Origin of the sequence: Pseudomonas sp. BAY1663 (assembly GCF_000582595.1) — a bacterium.
GTDB lineage: Bacteria > Pseudomonadota > Gammaproteobacteria > Pseudomonadales > Pseudomonadaceae > Stutzerimonas > Stutzerimonas stutzeri_AF.
The window spans coordinates 55,650-72,998 of the sequence record NZ_AZSV01000007.1 but is presented as its reverse complement, the minus strand read 5'-3'; the positions used below and the strand labels follow the sequence as shown (position 1 = coordinate 72,998).

The window sequence follows — 17,349 nt, the reverse complement described above, 5'->3', positions numbered from 1 at the left end:
AGGGACAACCTGCCGACGCGGCGACGGGCAGGACGAATCCGTCGGTTCGTTGGAGATGGCCGCGTTCGTTTTGGGACTTGGCTCACAGGCCTGGGTTCATGACCGCACGTCGGTATTCCAATTGGTGATCGGCTGAAGCGGCATAGGACGGCATGAATTCGACTCCGGTATGGAGGCTTGCTTGCATTGTTCTCCGGTCGAGATAAGATAGTAATCAATTACTATCTTTTGGGCGTCACCATGGACAAACACTCCAAACACCTCTCAGCTAGCGAACGCCGGGCTGTAACGGTCGAATCGGTAGTCGAGCTAGCCGGATCGAAGAACCCCAGCGAGATCACGACTGCGGCGATCGCCAAGCACATGCACGTGACCCAAGGCGCGTTGTTTCGGCATTTCGCGAACAAGGACGCTATCTGGCAAGCAACGATGGAATGGGTGGCCGAGCGCCTGCTCGCGCGGGTCGATCGCTCCGCTCAGGGCATCGAATCCGCTCTGGGGGCAATGGAGGCGATGTTCATGAGCCATGTCGAATTCGTCGCCGAGCACCCCGGGGTGCCACGTATGATCTTCGGTGAGCTGCAGCGTGCCGAGTCGACGGCGGCCAAGCGGATGGTACAGACGTTGATCCAGCGCTACGGGGAGCGTCTGCATCGACTCATCGAACGAGGCAAGTCGAGTGGCGAATTGTCCGCCTCGCTGGATAGCGAGGCGGCGGCGATGCTTTTCATCGGAACGATCCAGGGCTTGGTGATGCAATCGCTGCTGGATGGAGACGTAGAACGAATCCGCCGCGACGCACCTCGAGCCTTCGCGATCTATCGGCGCGGCATCGAGACTTCATCATGAAACGGCCTACGCTAAACCGTCGCGCCCTTGCGATGCTTGCGATAGTCGTACCGCTGGTTGTGCTGTTCGGATACGTCGGCCTGCGCTCGGGGCCGCTCGCGCCAGTCGCGGTGACGACCGTGCCGGTGGCGTCACGGTCGGTTGCGCCGGCACTGTTCGGTATCGGTACGGTAGAGGTGCGCTACACCTACAAAATCGGCCCAACCTCGACCGGGCGCCTCCGGCATCTCGATGTGCATGTCGGAGATCGGGTCATGGCGGGGCAACTGCTCGGAGAAATGGATCCCATCGATCTCCACGAGCGGATGCGCGCGCAGGAATCAACCGTCAGAAGTGCCGAGGCGAGCCTGCATGAGGCAGAACTCAAGCAGGCCTACGCCAGTACCCAGGCCCGGCGTTATGCGCAACTGTTCGCGGCTCGCGCAACCAGCGAAGAAATCGCCGTGACGAAGCGACATGAGCTGCAGCTCGCCGATGCCGCGCTGGCTTCTGCTTCCGGCCAACTCGCCCGGGCACGCGCCGACCTGGAGGTCCTGTTGGCGCAGTATCAGGATTTGCGCCTGATTGCTCCGGTGGACGGCATGGTGGCCATGCGCGATGCGGATCCGGGATCGACGGTTGTAGCCGGGCAGGCAGTCGTGGAGATCATCGATCCCGGTAGCTATTGGATCAATGTACGCTTCGATCAGGTCGGCGCGACAGGGCTCGCCGAGGGGCTGCCAGCTCGTATTGTGCTGCGCTCGCGGGCTGGCGAAGCACTGCCGGGGCGTATTTTGCGGATAGAACCCAAGGCCGATGCGGTGACGGAGGAACTGCTGGCCAAGGTAGTCTTCGATACGCCCCTCGAACCTCTGCCACCAGTGGGTGAACTGGCGGAAGTGACGATCGAAATGCCGGCGCTTCCGGCCGCGCTGGCCATCCCCAATGGCGCCGTCAGGCGTGACCGCGACACCATTGGCGTCTGGCGAATACTGAATGGGAAATTGCATTTCACTCCGGTCCAACTCGGGGCTGCCGACCTTACGGGTTATGTACAGGTGACCAGAGGGCTCGAGAGCGGGGATCAGGTTGTTCTGTACAGCGAGTCTGCCCTCGCGGCGCACAACCGTATTCATGTCGTCACGCAGATTCCGGGCGTAGCGAGATGATCAGCCTAGCTGGCCGAGACATCCTGCATGCGTGGGGCAAGTTCCTCTTCACCGGTATTGGGCTGGGCTTGCTGATCGGTGTCACGCTGGTCATGGCTGGGCTGTACCGCGGCATGGTGGACGACGGCAAGGTCCTGCTCGACAACAGCGGTGCGGATCTCTGGGTGGTGCAACGGGATACGCTGGGCCCCTACGCCGAGTCGTCCAGCATCAACGACGATCTGTATCGCACGATTCTGGCCATGCCGGGGGTTTCGCAGGCGGCGAACGTCACCTATCTGACCATGCAGGTACGCAAGGAAACCAGCGACGTGCGTGCCATGGTGGTCGGCATGGCACCTGGCGAGCTGGGGGATACACCAGGCTGGCCCAGCTATTTGATCGCCGGACGCCAGATCACCCGCGGTCACTACGAAGCGGTAGCCGATATCGCCACCGGGTTTCAGCTGGGGGATCGGCTCGTCATTCGCCGCAACCAGTACACGGTTGTCGGATTGACCCGGCGAATGGTGTCGTCGAGTGGCGACCCGATGGTGTTCATTGCGCTCAAGGATGCCCAGCAGGCGCAGTTCCTCAAGGACAACGACGCCATCTGGCAAGGTCGGCGCCGAACGGCCGCCAATCCCGTATTCGATCGTCCCGACGTGCCCGGGCTGCTGGAGGCCGTCACTGCTGACCAGGCTGCCAATCCATACGTCAACGCCGTCTTGGTCAGGTTGAAACCAGGCCATTCGGCAGATGCAGTGGCCGAATCCATCCGCCGCTGGAAGCGGCTGACGGTCTACACCCGCGATCAGATGGAGCAGATTCTCGTCGGCAAGTTGATCGCCACCTCAGCCAAGCAGATCGGTATGTTCCTGGTAATCCTGGCCATCGTCAGCGCCGCCATTGTCGCGTTCATCATCTACTCCCTGACGATGGACAAGATCCGCGAAATCGCCGTGCTGAAGCTCATCGGCACGCGAAACCGCACCATCGCCGCAATGATCATGCAGCAGGCGCTCGCCCTCGGGCTGATCGGCTTTGCCGTGGGCAAGATTGCGGCCACGTACTCCGCACCGCTGTTTCCCAAGTACGTACTGCTGATGCCGCTCGACTCCGTCGCTGGATTCCTTGCCGTGCTGGTTATCTGTGTGCTGGCCAGCATCGTTGCCATTCGCATCGCGCTCAAGGTCGATCCGGCAGAAGCCATCGGAGGCTGAAATGACTGGGAAAGGCATTCATATCGAAAACCTGAGCAAGCGTTATGGTGAGGGCGATACAGCCGTTTTCGCCCTGAAGAACGTGAACATGCACGTCGCCCCCGGCGAAGTGGTGGGGCTGATCGGTCCCTCGGGGTCGGGAAAGAGCACACTACTCAAGTGCCTTGGTGCCGTTATCGAACCAACGGCCGGGCGTATGACGCTGGGCAACGAGCTGATCTACGACGATGGCTGGAATGTTCGAGACCTGCGTGCCTTGCGCCGAGACAAGATCGGCTTCGTATTTCAGGCGCCGTATCTGATCCCGTTTCTCGACGTCATCGACAACGTTGCGCTGCTGCCGATGCTTGCCAAGATGCCCAACACCGAGGCCCGCCGTACTGCACTCGACCTGTTGCGTGCACTGGATGTCCAGCACCGCGCCACGGCGATGCCGTCGCAGTTGTCTGGCGGCGAGCAACAGCGCGTGGCTATTGCGCGTGGCTTGGTCAATCGTCCCCCTGTCATCCTGGCTGATGAACCCACCGCACCGCTCGACAGCGAGCGTGCCATGGCCGTTATTCGCATCCTCAATGACATGGCGCGCAAATTCGAGACCGCGATCGTTGTCGTCACCCACGACGAAAAAATCATTCCCACGTTCAAACGCCTCTATCACATCCGCGATGGCGTGACCCACGAAGAGGCAGGCGAGGGGCGATCATTCGAATGAGGCCGGAGCGAAGAGGGCGCCATGAAAGTTAGTAGTGCTCCACTCCCGGGCCTCATTCCTCTTCCTTGATCAACTCCAACAGCAGCAATGAGCGGCCGGTCACGGCGTATTCGTCGTTGAAGTCGAAGCGTTCCGGTCGTGCGGTGGGGTTGTTGGAGTCCGCCAGACGGTTCCAGAACACACCCTGGGGGACTTCGGGGAGGATGAAGTTGACCAGGTCGTGATGCGCGTTGACGATGATCAGCAGCGTCGCGTCGGAGCCGGCGCGCCTGATGCCGGTGGGCTGGGCGCGACCGTCGAGGAGCATGCCCATGCAGCGGTTGTGGCCGTCCTCCCATTGTTCGATGCTCATTTCCTCGGCATTCGGTGCCAGCCAGGTCACGTCCTTCACGCCCAGCTCTTCGTTGTAGGCACCGACCAGGAAGCGCCCGCGGCGCAGCATCGGGAAGCGCTGGCGCAGGCGGATCAGCTTGCGCACGAAGGCCAGCAGGCCGTAGCTGTCCTCGCTGATGTCCCAGTTCACCCAGCCGATTTCGCTGTCCTGGCAGTAGGCGTTGTTGTTGCCGTGCTGGGTGCGGGCGAATTCATCGCCGGCGACCATCATCGGCGTGCCCTGGGAGAACAGCAGGGTGGCGAAGAAGTTGCGCATCTGCCGGTAGCGCAGGGCGTTGATCTCCGGATCGTCGCTGGGGCCCTCGACGCCGTGGTTCCAGGACAGGTTGTTGTCGCTGCCGTCGCGGTTGTCCTCGTCGTTGTCTTCGTTGTGCTTGTGGTTGTAGGAGACCAGGTCCTTGAGGGTGAAACCGTCGTGGGCGGTGACGAAGTTGACCGAGCTGAACGGCCGCCGGCCGCGCTGGTTGAACAGGTCGCCGGAGCCGGTGAGGCGGCTGGCGAAGTCGGCGAGTTGCCCGTCGTCGCCTTTCCAGAAGGCCCGCACGGTATCGCGGAACTGGTCGTTCCACTCCGCCCAGCCCGGCGGGAAGCGACCGACCTGGTAGCCACCGGGGCCGCAGTCCCAGGGCTCGGCGATCAGCTTGGTCTTGGCCAGCACCGGGTCCTGGCGGCAGGCGACGAGGAAGCCGTGGCGTTCGTCGAAACCCTCGTGCTCGCGGCCAAGGATGGTCGCCAGGTCGAAGCGGAAGCCGTCCACGTGCATCTCGGTGGCCCAGTAGCGCAGCGAGTCGGTGACCATCTGCAGCACGCAGGGATGGCTCATGTCGAGGGTGTTGCCGGTGCCGGAATCGTTGATGTAATAGCGCTTGTCGTCGGGCATCAGCCGGTAGTAGGAGGCATTGTCGATGCCGCGCATGGAGAGCGTCGGGCCCAGCTCGTTGCCTTCGGCGGTGTGGTTGTAGACCACGTCGAGGATCACCTCGAGATCGGCATTATGCAGGTGCGCGACCGTTTCCTTGAACTCGCTGATCTTGCCGCTGGCCAGGTATTTCGGGTGCGGCGCGAAGAAGGCGATGCTGTTGTAGCCCCAGTAGTTGCTCATGCCTTTCTCCAGCAGGTGCTGGTCCTGGACGAAGGCATGGATGGGCAGGAATTCGATCGACGAGACGCCGAGCTTGCGGATGTAGTCGATCACTTCCGGCGTCTTGAAGCCGGCGAAGGTGCCACGAAGCTCGTCCGCCACCGCCGGGTGGCGCATGGTGTAGCCGCGTACATGGGTCTCGTAGATGATCGTCTTGTCCCAGGGTACCTGCACCGGATGGTCGCGGCCCCAGGTGAAGGCCGGTCGATGATCTTGCTCTTGGGCACGAAGGGCGCGCTGTCGCGCTCGTCGTAGCTGAGGTCGCCATCGGCATGGCCGATCGTGTAGCCGAACAGTGCCTCGGACCAGCGCAGTTCGCCGACCAGTTGCTTGGCGTAGGGATCGATCAGCAGCTTGTTGGGGTTGAAGCGGTGGCCGGCGTCCGGTTCGTAGGGGCCATACACGCGATAGCCGTAGATTTGCCCCGGGTGCGCGTCGGGCAGGTAGCCGTGCCAGATCTCGTCGGTGTATTCGGGCAGTTCGATGCGCTCGATTTCGTTCTCGCCACCGGCATCGAACAGGCACAGCTCCACCTTGGTGGCATGGGCGGAGAAGATCGCGAAATTGACGCCCAAACCATCCCAGGTGGCTCCAAGGGGGAAGGGCAGGCCTTCGCGAATCCGGGATGGGGTCATGACCTGCGGCGCTTGGGGCTTTTTCTTGCTCATGATGTCTCCACTAACGGATTCTCGAAGGCGAACGGGACTGCCGGCATGGGCGATCATTCGACCGGCCCGATGCCGACAAGGTGCCGCCGCCGGTCAGCTCTCCTTCTTGACGCGCGGCGCGCGGGGCTTCTTGACGGTTGCCGCCGGGCTCGGGATAGCCGGGGTTTCCGCCTTCGGCGCGGCGCGCGAGGTGCGTGGCTTGCTGGCCGGGGCCGCCTTGGCCTTCGCTGCGGTTTTCGGTGTGGCGTCGGTGGGCTTGGTGGCGGTCTTGCGGGCACGGCTGGCAGGTTTGGCGGTGGGGATGCCGTTTTCCGCCTCGACCAGTTTGCACGCCATCGTCCAATGGCGCGCGTCCTGGCCATGCGGACAGCCTTCGGATTGCCAGATCTGGTAGGCGAACTCGCGGATACGTTGCTCTTCTGACTTCATTGTTGGGATTCTCCTGTGGGACTGATAGACGTATGCAGGACGGCCACCGACAGGCTGTCCAGAACCCGCGCAGCATCGAGCCTCGCTTGTCTGGATGTGACTGCCGTTCCGTCGAAAAGTCGCTTGAATTCACTACCGTCCAGCGCCTCGGGGAGTACTACCCGGGTATCACCCCAGCGCTGGTGGGGAACCACCGGCAGCGGACTGTCCGCCAGCAGGCCGGCGACCAGTCGAGGCACCACTACAACCAGCCATTCACCACCGCATTCGCGGGCGAAGGCGAGCAGGTGGGCCGCCTGCTCGCCCTCCACCGCGAGCGGCAGATAGCGTCCCTCGCTGAACAACCGTGGATAGCGGCGGCGAAGCTGCAGGGTACGGTTGATCAGCAACTGCTTGATGCGACCATCGTGCCAGCTGCCCAGCAACTGGTCGGGGCTCGCCTGGTCGTCCAGCGAAGCCCGGCGCGCGGTAAAATCCACCGGCCGCCGGTTATCCGGATCGACCAGGCTGAAGTCCCAGTATTCGGCGCCCTGGTAGAGGTCCGGCACCCCGGGCGTGGTCATGCGCAACAGGCTCTGCGCCAGGCTGTTGAGCGCACCGACCGGTGCCAGTTCGGCGGCCGCGGCGGCGATCTCGCCACGCAGCGGCGCCCCTTCCGGACTCAGCAACAGGTATTCGACATAGCGTCGGCAGGCGCTTTCGTAAGCGTCGTTCGGATCGCTCCAGGTGCTGCGCAACTTGGCCTCGCGCACCGCCTTTTCCTGCCACTGCAGGATGCGTGCGCAATAGTCGTGCATGCCCTGCTCGTCGTCCGGGCCCAATGCCAGCGGCCAGCTGCCGAGCAGGATCTGGAACAGCATCAGCTCGTCGCCGGGCGCGGGGGCCGGCCCGTCATCCAGCACCTGCAACTGCGCGCGCGCCAGTTCGCGCCAGCGCCGCACCCGGGCGGCGAACCACTCGGCCCGTTCGCTGAGCACGGCGATACGGGCACGGGTGTCCTCGCCACGCTTGTGGTCGTGCGTGGCGGTGGTCAGCAGGTTGCGCGGATAGTGTGCGGCTCGCCAGCGGCATTCCTCGTGGAAGGCTTGCGGTGGTGCGCTGAAGCGCTGCGGGTCGAAGCCCACATCGTTGCGTGAGAGCAGGATGCCGGAGCGATAGCAGGCGGTGTCTTCCACGGCCTTGGCGGCGGCGGGCGAGGTCAGCTGCTGGAAACGGATGCAGGCCTGGCGGCGCAACTTGCGCAGCGGGCCACGTGGCAGATCGCGCAGGCTTTCGCCGCCGAGCCAGCGCCCGAGGTGCTCGAGCAATGGCCAGTCGCTTCGCCCAGGGTGCTACGGGCGCCTTCCAGGGCCTGCTGGAAGAACGGCTCGTCGAGGCGGCGGCGTCCCGGTGCCGCGATGTAGGTGCGGTACACCGGGAAATGAATGATGAGTTCGAGCAGCGCCCGGCGGATCGCGCCGAGGGTGATGTCGCGGGTCATCACGTCGCCGCGGGCCACCTGCAGCAGGGCCTGGGCGACGCTCTCGAAGTCGCCGGCCAGTGGCCCGGTCAGCACCAGTTGGCGCGCCTGGCGCGCTTCTTCGAGAAAGTCGGCGCCACGCCCGCTGCTATCGCTCCAGAGCGCGCAGAGCAATGCTTCGCCGGCCGGATCGTGCTGCAGCAGCGACACCTGGTTCATGAATTCGTAGCCGGTGGTGCCATCCACGCCCCAATCGTCGTGCAGGCGTTCGCCGGCGGCGAGAATCTTCTCCACGTAGATGGGGACGTGGTCCTGCAGCGCTTGCGGCGGGCGGCCGGCATTCAGCCGGTCGACACGCCGGCGCAGGCGGCGGCAATAGCCGCGTGGGTCGGCCAGGCCGTCGATATGGTCGATGCGCAGGCCGTCCACCAGGCCGTCGGCGATCAGCTGGAAGATCTTCGCGTGGGTTTCCTCGAACACCACTGGCCGTTCGACGCGCAGGCCGCCGAGTTCGTTGATGTCGAAAAAGCGCCGCCAGTTGATGTCATCGGCCGCGGTACGCCAGCTGGCCAGCCGGTAGTGCTGGCGTTCCAGCAGCCCATGCAGGCGCTGGAAGCCTTCTGCGCTGGTGCCATCGTAGAGCTTCAGCGCTTGCTCCAGCGCCTGCCGCGTGCCGGCGTCCTCCAGTTGCTGCGCCAGTTCGCTGCGCAGCAGCCGCGCAGTCTGATAGGGAGCGGGCTCGGTCTTCAAGGCATCGAAGTGTTGCGCCAGGGCGCGCAGCTGCGGGTGGTCGGCGGCGCGCAGCACCTCGCCATAGCTGGGTGGCGTGATGGGGAAGCGGTGCTCGTAATGCTCGGCATAGAGCGAGCCGTTGTCCGCATCCAGCGTCAGCACGACCTTGCCCTGCTGCAGGGCCTCGCCGTAGTCGCTGCCGAGGAAGGGCACCAGCAGCTGGCCTTCGAGCAGCGGGTCGGGTGAGTTCCATTCGATATCGAAGAACAGCGCGTAGGGGCTGCGTCGGCCCCACTCCAGCACATCGAGCCACCAGGCGTTGCCGGCGCCGCCGACCGCCATGTGGTTGGACACGATGTCCAGGATCAGGCCCATGCCTTTTTCGCGCAGGGCCGCGACCAGCCGGCGCAACGCGGGCTCGCCGCCCAGTTCCGGATTGATGCGGGTCGGGTCGATCACGTCGTAGCCATGCATGGAGCCGGGGCGGGCGGTCAGCAGCGGCGAGGCGTAGAGATGGCTGATGCCCAGTTCGGCGAAGTAATCGACCAGAGCGGTGGCGTCGTCCAGGGTGAAGCCCCGGTGGAACTGCAGGCGCAGGGTGGCGCTGAGCTCTTTCATCATGGTGCCTCGTGCAATGCGTGCCGCGCCTCGACCAGGCACCTGAGGCGGCGGCTGCAGACTGGATCGTCGAGCAGCGTGGCACTGTCGGCAGGGTAGCGGCGGCGCCAGTTGGGATGCGTTTCGACTATGCCGGGCATGTTGGTCTGCTCCTCGAGGCCGAGGGCGTCTTCCACCGGGACCAGCACCAGCGGCGCCGGGGTATGGCCGATGAAGCAGACGCTGGCATCCACCGCCGCCGCCGGCTCCAGCAATTCCTCGCCGGGTTGCCCGGCGTCCTCGCGCAGGGCCCGGTTGAGGCCGGCGCGTTCGCGCGCGCGCCCGGCGAGCTGTTCATCGCGGGTGTGTTCGGCGTACTGCCCGACGCGAATCCGCCAGTCGATGTCGTGGCCCTGCCACCAGCCGCTGACCGTCGGGATGTCGTGGGTGGTGGTGGTGGCCAGCGCATGCCGGGACCAGTGCGCCGCCGGCAGGAAATTCGAGGCGCCATCGCGCTCGAAGAGCAGCACGCGCATGCCGAGGATGCCGCGGGCGGCGAGTTTGTCGCGTAATCCCGCCGGAATCGTGCCGAGATCCTCGCCGAGAATCACCGCCTTGTGCCGCCAGGCCTCGAGCGTCAGCAGGCGCAGCATGTCGTCGAGCGGGTAGTTGAGATAGACCCCATGGTCCGGCCCGGCCCCGATGGGGATCACCCACAGGCGCATCAGCCCCATCACATGGTCGATGCGCATACCGCCGGAGTGCGCCAGGTTGGCGCGCAGCATCTCGATGAAGGCGCGATAGCCATGCTCCTTCAACCCCCAGGGCGAGAATGCGCAGATGCCCCAGCTCTGCCCGTCGCGGTTGAGGATGTCCGGCGGCGCGCCGACGGTGAGGTCGGCCAGCACCTCGCCCTGGCGGCTCCAGGCCTGGCTGCCGCCGCCATCGGCGCCAACCGCCAGGTCGCTGATCAGGCCGATGCGCATGCCCGAGCTGCGCGCGGCTACCTGGGCCCGTTCCAGCCCGCGCGCCATCAGCCACTGGGCGAAGGCATGGAAGCTGACGGCATCGGCCTGTTCTTCGGCGAAGCGCTGCACCGCCGGGTTCTGCGGGTCGCGGTACGGCTCCGGCCAGTCGCGCCAGTGTTGCGGATGGCCTTGTGGCGAGCGCAGCGCGGCATGCAGGGCTTCGAAGCGGCAGTGGTTCTCCAGCGCTTCGCCGCCGGCCTTGCGAAAGCTCTCGAAGTCCTGCTGCAAGGCGTTGCCTCCGGTGCCGAAGTCATGGAACAAGGCCCGCAGCAGGCGCTGGCGAGCCTCGGCCACCGCCGGCCAATCGACCAGTTCGAGCTGCTCCAGGCGCCGCAGCTCGTCGCCCAGGCCGCAGCGCTCCACCGCCTGGTGCAGCGGATGATCGCCGAGAATGCTGCCCGGCGCGCTGTGCAGCACGTTGTAGAACAGCCGGCTGGAGGGCGAGTAGGGGCTGTACTGGTTCAGGTGTTCGCTGAACATCGCATGCACCGGGCTGATACCCAGGCGTCGGCGCCGTGGGCGGCGGCATTGCGTGCCATGCTTTCCAGCGCCTGGGTATCGCCGATACCGCCATCGCCCGGACGGCGCAGGCTGTAGAGCTGCACGGTGAGCCCCCAGGCGCCTTCGCCGGCGAGCTCGTTCACGGTTGGGCAGGAGGGTGGGGCGATGGCCAGGGTCACCTGGCGATCATCGATTTCCAGGCGGTGATAACCGGGGACCTCGATGGCCGGCAGTTGTGCATCGCCATCCAGCGCCGCATCGCGGTATTCGCCATTCTCGAACTGGAGGCTGAACCGCGTTGCCGGGGGGAAATAGGCGGATAGGTCCAGCCCCCGCCCCTGATCGCCCGTCAGCAGGGGCGGCAGGCTGGCGTTGCGGTTGTTCAGGTGCAGTTTCTCCAGGCTGGCGTCGATGTCCGCGGCGGTTTCGGCCGCCAGGCCCAGGCCGGCGAGCACGGCGCGCAATACCTCCGGCCGGGCGCGTTGGTCGCGACCATCGGCATCCACCCAGTCGATGGACAGACCTGCCGCTTCGGCCAGGTGGATAAGGCGTTCATCGCTCATGGGCATTCTCCAGATACAACCGGGCGCTGCGGGCCGGCAGCTGCCCGCGCGAGTCATCGGCCTCGCGGCTGTCGAACAGCAGGCGCGCCGCGGCCGGGGCGGCAGGCAGCGGAACCGCCGCCGCGCCAAGGTTCAGCTCCAGGCGCAGCGTGCTGTGGTCGCCAAGCCGCCAGTGCGCCAGGACCGCAGCGTCACCGAGCACCTGGGTGCCGCGAAATCGCGCACCGTCCAGACGCGGGATGATTTCGCGGTGGCGAACCTGCAGCAGCCGGCGATACAGCGCCGACCACTCGGCGTGCCCCGGCTCCCGGTGGCTGCTGAAATCGGGGCGGGAGTCCTCGAAGGTGGACAGGGCATTCGGGTCGGGAATGTGCTCGCGGACGTTTTCGTCGGCGAATTGGGCGAACTCGGCGAACTCGGCACGCCGGCCCTCGCGCACCGCGTCGGCCAGCTCGCCATGGTGGCTGGTGAAGAACAGGAATGGCTGGCGGGCGCCCCATTCCTCGCCCATGAACAGCAGCGGGACCATCGGCGACAGTAGCAGAACCGCGGTAGCCGCCCTGAGCGCCTCGGCATCGGCGAGGCTGACCAGGCGCTCGCCGAATGCGCGGTTGCCGGTCTGGTCGTGGTTCTGCAGGAACAGGACGAACGCCGTCGGCGGCAGGTGCGCGCTGGGCTCGCCGCGCGATTCGCCACGGCGGTTGTTCTGCCCCTGATAGATGAACCCTTCGCCGAGGAAGCGCGCCAGCTTGCCGGTCGCGTCTCGATGGTAGTCGGCATAGTAGCCTGGTTCTCGCCGGTCAGCAGGCAATGCAGGACGTTGTGGCCGTCGTCGTTCCACTGTGCAGTGAAGCCCTGGGTCAACAGGCTGGCCCGGTTGTCTTCGTTCTCCAGCACCAGGTGCACGTGGCGCCCGGGTTCGACCGTGGCATGCACGCGCTCGGCCAGCTCGGTGAGGAAGCTGCGGTCGGGAATGGCGTGCACCGCATCCAGGCGCAGGCCGTCGAAGCGGTAGTCGAGCAGCCACATCAGCGCGTTATCGATGAAGAAGTCCCGTACTTCGCGGCGGCGGAAGTCGATGGCATCGCCCCAGGGGGTCTGCTGGTCATGCCGGAAGAAGTGCCGAGCGTAGCGCCCCAGGTAGTTGCCGTCCGGGCCGAAGTGGTTGTAGACCACATCGAGAAACACCATCAGGCCCAGGCCGTGGGCCGTGTCGACCAGGTGCTTGAGCTCTTCCGGGCTGCCGTAGGCGGCTTCCGGCGCGTAGGGCAGGACGCCGTCGTAGCCCCAGTTGCGGTCGCCGGGAAATTCGGCGATAGGCATCAGTTCGATGGCGGTGACGCCCAGCTCGACGAGCCCGGCCAGGTGCTGCTCCACTGCGGCGAATCCGCCATAGAGGCCGGCATGCAGCTCGTAGAGCACCGTCTCGTGCCAGGGCCGGCCGCGCCACTCGGCGTTGCGCCAGCGGTAACCGGCGTGATCGACCACCACGCTCGGGGCATGCACGTCGCCGGCCTGGGCACGCGAAGCGGGGTCGGGCACCTCCAGCTCGTCGTCGATCAGGAAGCGGTACAGCGTGCCGGCGCCATACGGCACGTCGATGCTGTACCAGCCGTCTTTCTCGGCGCTCATCGGCAACGTTTGCGCACCCACTACGCTCAGGCTGACCTTCTGCGCATCCGGGGCCCAGAGCCTGAAACGGGTGGTCCTGCTATCCAGTATCGCCGGACCGTGCCGCCCGGCATGGGCACGTTGCCTCTGCATGGATCACCCTCGTCAGAATAGGGAAATACGGACCTCGCGGCGTTCGCCGAGCAGTTGCTGATAGAGCGCGTCATAAGGCCGATGGCGTGGCGCCAGAAGAAGCCGGCGGCCATCGCCCGACAGCGCATGGCGCTCAGCAACTGCGGGCGCTTGTGGATTTCCAGGGCGCGCTCCACGGCATGCCGGTAGCTGTCGACGCTGGGCTCGTCGAACAACAGGCCGGTGACGCCATCCTCGATGGAGTCCGCCAGGCCGCCGGTGCGACGGGCAATCGGCAACGAGGCGTAGCGCTGGGCGTACATCTGGCTCAGGCCACAGGGTTCGTAGCGTGAGGGCATCAGCAGGAAGTCGCTGCCGGCGAACAACCGCCGGGCATCGGTCTCGTTGAAACCGATATGCGCCGCGACCCGCCCCGGATAGCGCAGCGCGAGCTGGCGCACGTCCTCTTCGATATGGGGTTCGCCGCGGCCGAGAATGGCCAGCTGGCCGCCGCCCGCGACGATGCTGTGTGCCACATCGAGGGTCAGGTCCACGCCTTTCTGGTGTACCAGCCGCGATACCACGGCAAACAGCGGGGCATCGGAAGGGGCGAGGCCGAAGGTCTCGCGGATATAGGACGCGTTGTCCACCTTGCCGTCCCAGTAGCGGGCACTGAAGCCGCGCACCAGATGGGGATCGCTTTCCGGTTCCCAGCTCTCGTCGATGCCATTGAGCAGGCCGCTGAGCAGCCCCTGCCGTGCCTTCATGCGCAGGAAGCCTTCCATGCCGCAGCCGAATTCGGGCGTGGTGATTTCCTCGGCGTAGGTGGCGCTGACCGTGGTCACGCGGCTGGCGTAGGCGATGCCGGCCTTGAGCAACGAGAGTTTGCCGTAGAACTCCATGCGTTCGGGGTCGCAGGCCTCGACCGGAATTCCCAGCGGGCGCCGCAGGCTCATGTCGATGTTGCCCTGATAAGCCAGATTGTGAATGGTGAAGACGCTCGGGACGTTCAGGCCACGCCAGTGCATGTACGCCGGCGCCAGGCCCGCCGGCCAGTCATGGGCGTGAACCAGCTCCGGAGCCCAGCTGATGCAGGCGCTGCCGCCGGCGATCTCCGCGGCGGCCAGGCCCAGGCGGGCGAAACGCAGCGGATTGTCCGGCCAGTCGTTGCCGTGCTCGTCGCCGTAGGGCAGGCCTTCGCGTTCGTAGAGTTCAGGGCAGATCAGCACGTAGATGATCAGGCCGTCGGGCATGTCCATCCGGCCGATGCGGCAGCCCGGTATGTCGGCGTACGGCCCGAGCGCGCCAACGACGCGGATGGGCTGGCCGCAGTTCATCACTTGTGAATAGCCGGGAATCAATACCCGTACATCGTGCAGCCCGCCCAAGGCGCGGGGCAGGGCGGCGGAAACGTCGGCGAGGCCACCGGTCTTGACCAGGTCGGTCAGTTCGGAGGTGACGAAGAGGATTCTTCGTTTGTCGTCATGGCTACTGCGAATCTGCAATCTGGGGCGCATTGCCCGAGGTAGAACAGGTGTGGTTCTGAGCAGGCTGAAAGGCCGGGCGTTCACAGCGGCAATACTCATCATGATCTCCCCAGAGAGCTCCGGCTTCCAGGTGCCGGCGCCAGCTACGAGCATATTTCTCCCATGCAACGATCTGATGACCGTCACACACCATGAACACGACAAGGCTGAAATCTTGTTCGGAGCAGCCGCGAAGGCAGTAGAGCTGCGTTGGCCCTACCAAAAACCAGACATGACGTCGCGGTAGAAGTTCTTAAAATCAGACCAAAAAACCGCAGCTGGAACTCGTACCCTGGCAATCCGCTCCGAACATAAAGGCCGAAACGACTGTGGCCTGTAATGGGCTGGAGCAAAAAGCATGCAAGAGATCGAGCGTATCGTTGCGTTTCTTCAGCGCGAAGAGCTCAGGCTGGTCACCGCGGAGTCTTGCACCTGCGGGCTGATGGCCTCGCTGCTCGGTGATATTCCCGGCTGCGGCCAGGTACTGGATAGCGGTTTCGTGGTGTATTCGCCCAAGGCGAAGAACCGCCTGCTCAACGTGGATTTCGAGACCATCGAGCGATTCGGCCTCACCAGCGAGGAGGTCGCCAGCGAGATGGCCATCGGCGCCCTCAATGTCAGCGGCGCGACGCTGGCGGTCGCCAATACGGGGGTGGCGGACGATGAACAGCAGGACGAAGGCGGTACCCAGTGCTTCGCCTATGCACTGATGCGGGGCGAGCGACAGGTGGTGGTGAGCGAAACGGTGCAATTCGACGGCGACCGGGTGGAGATTCGCAAGCAGGCGGCACGGCATGGGCTGACCCGGTTGCCGAAGAAATATGCCGAACTGCTGGAGAGGCTTGAGTGATCGGATATGTGCAGCGCGAAATGTGGATATCGTCGCTATCCATTGGACTGAGGCGTTTGTTTTTCAGAATGCCTCCCCAATCCAGCCGGCGACTCCGTCAGTTCAGGCATGAGCTGCCGTAATGTGCAGTTCGATTCCCAAGGCGCGCATGACTTTCATCACGGTATCGAAGCGGGGCTGTGCGCCGGGTGCAAAGGCCTTGTAAAGGCTTGCCCGCCCCAAGCCCGAGTCCTTGGCTATCTGCGACATGCCGCGTGCTTTTGCCACGTGGCCAATCGCGCGGATCAGTTCGTCGGTGTCGCCATCGGTCAGAACCTGTGTCAGGTATTCAGCAATCATTTCCTCGCTATCGAGATAGTCAGCCGGGTCGAACTCGGTAATCACAGGTTTCATTGAATGTCTCCTGCCAGCTTCTTGGCCAGCTCGATATCAGGCGCATCTCGGAGACGCCGTCGCCTATGGCTTCACGTCACCCAGATTGCCTTCCCTGACGCGCGCCACGCGACGAATGATGGCTGCCTTGGCCTTGAGATCTCGATGGAAGTTCATAGACGTATGCTGCATCGGTCTGTGACTGGCTATCTATCCAGATAGTCTTCTGGGATTTCGACATGTTTCGCCCACCAAGAAAAAGTTGGCTCTGCGTCACACCGGCGGCTGCCGCTCCGGCTCGGTATGCTCGGGCGGCGACCTGTCCACCGTCTGCTTGTGCCCGACACTCAGGTCCGCGCGAACCAGGGGCAGTGCATGCGGGTACTGGCGCTGGATGAAGCCGAGCAGGTTCTCGCGGATATGGCAGCGCAGGTCCCAGTTGCGGGATGAGTCCGGCGAGCTGACCAGGGCGCGCAACTGGATGGATCGCTCGCCGGCATCGGTGACCTGCAATACGCAGACCCGGCCATCCCACAATTGCGGCACTTCCCGGCACAGGCGGCGCAACTCCTCGCGCAGCGGCTCAAGCGGCAGCGAATAGTCGGCCCAGAGAAATACCGTGCCGATGAGGCTGGAGCTGCGTCGGGTCCAGTTCTGGAACGGTTTCTCGATGAAATACTGCAGCGGTACCACCAGCCGCCGATCGTCCCAGATGCGCACCACCACGTAGGTCCCGGTGATTTCCTCGATACGGCCCCATTCGTTCTCGACGATCACCACATCGTCGAGGCGGATCGGCTGGGTCATCGCGATCTGCACGCCGGCGATCAGGTTGGCCAGCACCGGCCGCGCAGCGAAGCCCACCGCAAGGCCGGCCAGGCCGGCCGAGGCCAGCAGGCTCGCGCCGAATTGACGCGCACCGGGAAAGGTCATCAGCATCGCCGCGAGGCCCACCAGCAGCACGAAGAAACCCAGGGTGCGCAACAGCACGCGGGATTGGGTCTGGATCTGCCGTGCGCGCAGGTTATCGACCACGTCCACCGGGTTGCGCAACTGGATGAACAGCTGCAGCCCCCGCAACAGCCGCATCGCCAGCCAGGTGAGGGTCGCGATGATGAGCAGCGTGGTGACCTGCCGGGCCGCGCCGATCAGCAGCAGGTCGCTGGGGGCCGAGGCCCAGACGCCTTGCAGGCCGAGCAATGGCAGCAGCACCCGGGTGGGCTTTTCCAGCTGCTCGGCGAGTTCGCGCGTGAACACGAAGGCACGGGCCAGGCGCAGTACCAGCGCAGTCAGCACCCGGCCGAACAGGCTCAGTACCAGGGCCACGAACAGCGCGACCGCCAGTGTGCGCAACCCCGGCTGGCTGATGTACTGGTCCCACTGCAGAAGGAAGGCTGGAAGTTCTATGACGCAGGCTCCCGTTCGCTGTTTGTCTG

At 64.8% G+C, this 17,349-nt stretch carries 8 protein-coding genes and 5 pseudogenes; 5 read left to right on the top strand and 8 right to left on the bottom strand.

Annotation, left to right across the window (positions count from 1 at the left end):
• The first annotated feature begins 240 nt into the window (after positions 1–240).
• The 4 genes from BAY1663_RS03930 to BAY1663_RS03915 are packed head-to-tail and all read left to right on the top strand — an operon-like array spanning position 241 to position 3,911.
• Positions 241–849, top strand: a complete 609-nt coding sequence (locus BAY1663_RS03930) for a TetR/AcrR family transcriptional regulator (RefSeq protein WP_037038118.1) — start codon at positions 241–243, stop codon at positions 847–849.
• Positions 846–1,997, top strand: coding sequence for an efflux RND transporter periplasmic adaptor subunit (locus BAY1663_RS03925; RefSeq protein WP_037038093.1), 1,152 nt, complete (start codon positions 846–848; stop codon positions 1,995–1,997). The genes BAY1663_RS03930 and BAY1663_RS03925 overlap by 4 nt, the downstream gene beginning before the upstream one ends.
• Positions 1,994–3,199, top strand: a complete 1,206-nt coding sequence (locus tag BAY1663_RS03920; protein WP_037038091.1) for an FtsX-like permease family protein — start codon at positions 1,994–1,996, stop codon at positions 3,197–3,199. Before BAY1663_RS03925 ends, BAY1663_RS03920 begins: the two co-directional genes overlap by 4 nt.
• A 1-nt stretch (position 3,200) precedes the next feature.
• Positions 3,201–3,911 (top strand): ABC transporter ATP-binding protein, encoded by a 711-nt coding sequence (locus BAY1663_RS03915; RefSeq protein ID WP_037038089.1) that lies wholly within the window; start codon positions 3,201–3,203, stop codon positions 3,909–3,911.
• A 52-nt stretch (positions 3,912–3,963) separates the two neighbouring features.
• On the opposite strand, the pseudogene glgX reads toward BAY1663_RS03915, so the two are convergent.
• The 6 genes and pseudogenes from glgX to glgA form a co-directional block, all read right to left on the bottom strand.
• A pseudogene (glgX, locus tag BAY1663_RS03910) lies at positions 3,964–6,113 on the bottom strand (glycogen debranching protein GlgX).
• A 93-nt stretch (positions 6,114–6,206) separates the two neighbouring features.
• Positions 6,207–6,542 carry a DUF2934 domain-containing protein gene (locus tag BAY1663_RS03905; RefSeq protein ID WP_037038087.1) on the bottom strand — a complete coding sequence of 112 codons (336 nt, stop codon included), beginning with the start codon at positions 6,540–6,542 and terminating at the stop codon, positions 6,207–6,209.
• Positions 6,539–9,351 (bottom strand): annotated as a pseudogene (locus tag BAY1663_RS03900) (malto-oligosyltrehalose synthase). The gene BAY1663_RS03905 and the pseudogene BAY1663_RS03900 overlap by 4 nt, the downstream one beginning before the upstream one ends.
• Positions 9,351–11,422 (bottom strand): annotated as a pseudogene (malQ, locus tag BAY1663_RS03895) (4-alpha-glucanotransferase). The pseudogenes BAY1663_RS03900 and malQ overlap by 1 nt, the downstream one beginning before the upstream one ends.
• A pseudogene (gene treZ / locus BAY1663_RS03890) lies at positions 11,412–13,186 on the bottom strand (malto-oligosyltrehalose trehalohydrolase). The pseudogenes malQ and treZ overlap by 11 nt, the downstream one beginning before the upstream one ends.
• 12 nt (positions 13,187–13,198) lie before the next feature.
• Positions 13,199–14,751, bottom strand: a pseudogene (glgA, locus tag BAY1663_RS03885) (glycogen synthase GlgA).
• Positions 14,752–15,049: 298 nt separating this feature from the next.
• On the opposite strand from glgA, the gene BAY1663_RS03880 reads away from it, so the two are divergent.
• Positions 15,050–15,541 carry a CinA family protein gene (locus BAY1663_RS03880; RefSeq protein WP_037038085.1) on the top strand — a complete coding sequence of 164 codons (492 nt, stop codon included), beginning with the start codon at positions 15,050–15,052 and terminating at the stop codon, positions 15,539–15,541.
• A 102-nt stretch (positions 15,542–15,643) separates the two neighbouring features.
• Here BAY1663_RS03880 and BAY1663_RS03875 read toward each other — a convergent pair whose 3' ends face one another.
• Both BAY1663_RS03875 and BAY1663_RS03870 read right to left on the bottom strand, forming a co-directional pair.
• Positions 15,644–15,934 carry an addiction module antidote protein gene (locus BAY1663_RS03875; protein ID WP_037038082.1) on the bottom strand — a complete coding sequence of 97 codons (291 nt, stop codon included), beginning with the start codon at positions 15,932–15,934 and terminating at the stop codon, positions 15,644–15,646.
• Between the two features lie 252 nt (positions 15,935–16,186).
• Positions 16,187–17,299, bottom strand: coding sequence for a mechanosensitive ion channel family protein (locus BAY1663_RS03870; protein ID WP_037038117.1), 1,113 nt, complete (start codon positions 17,297–17,299; stop codon positions 16,187–16,189).
• Positions 17,300–17,349: the final 50 nt, after the last annotated feature.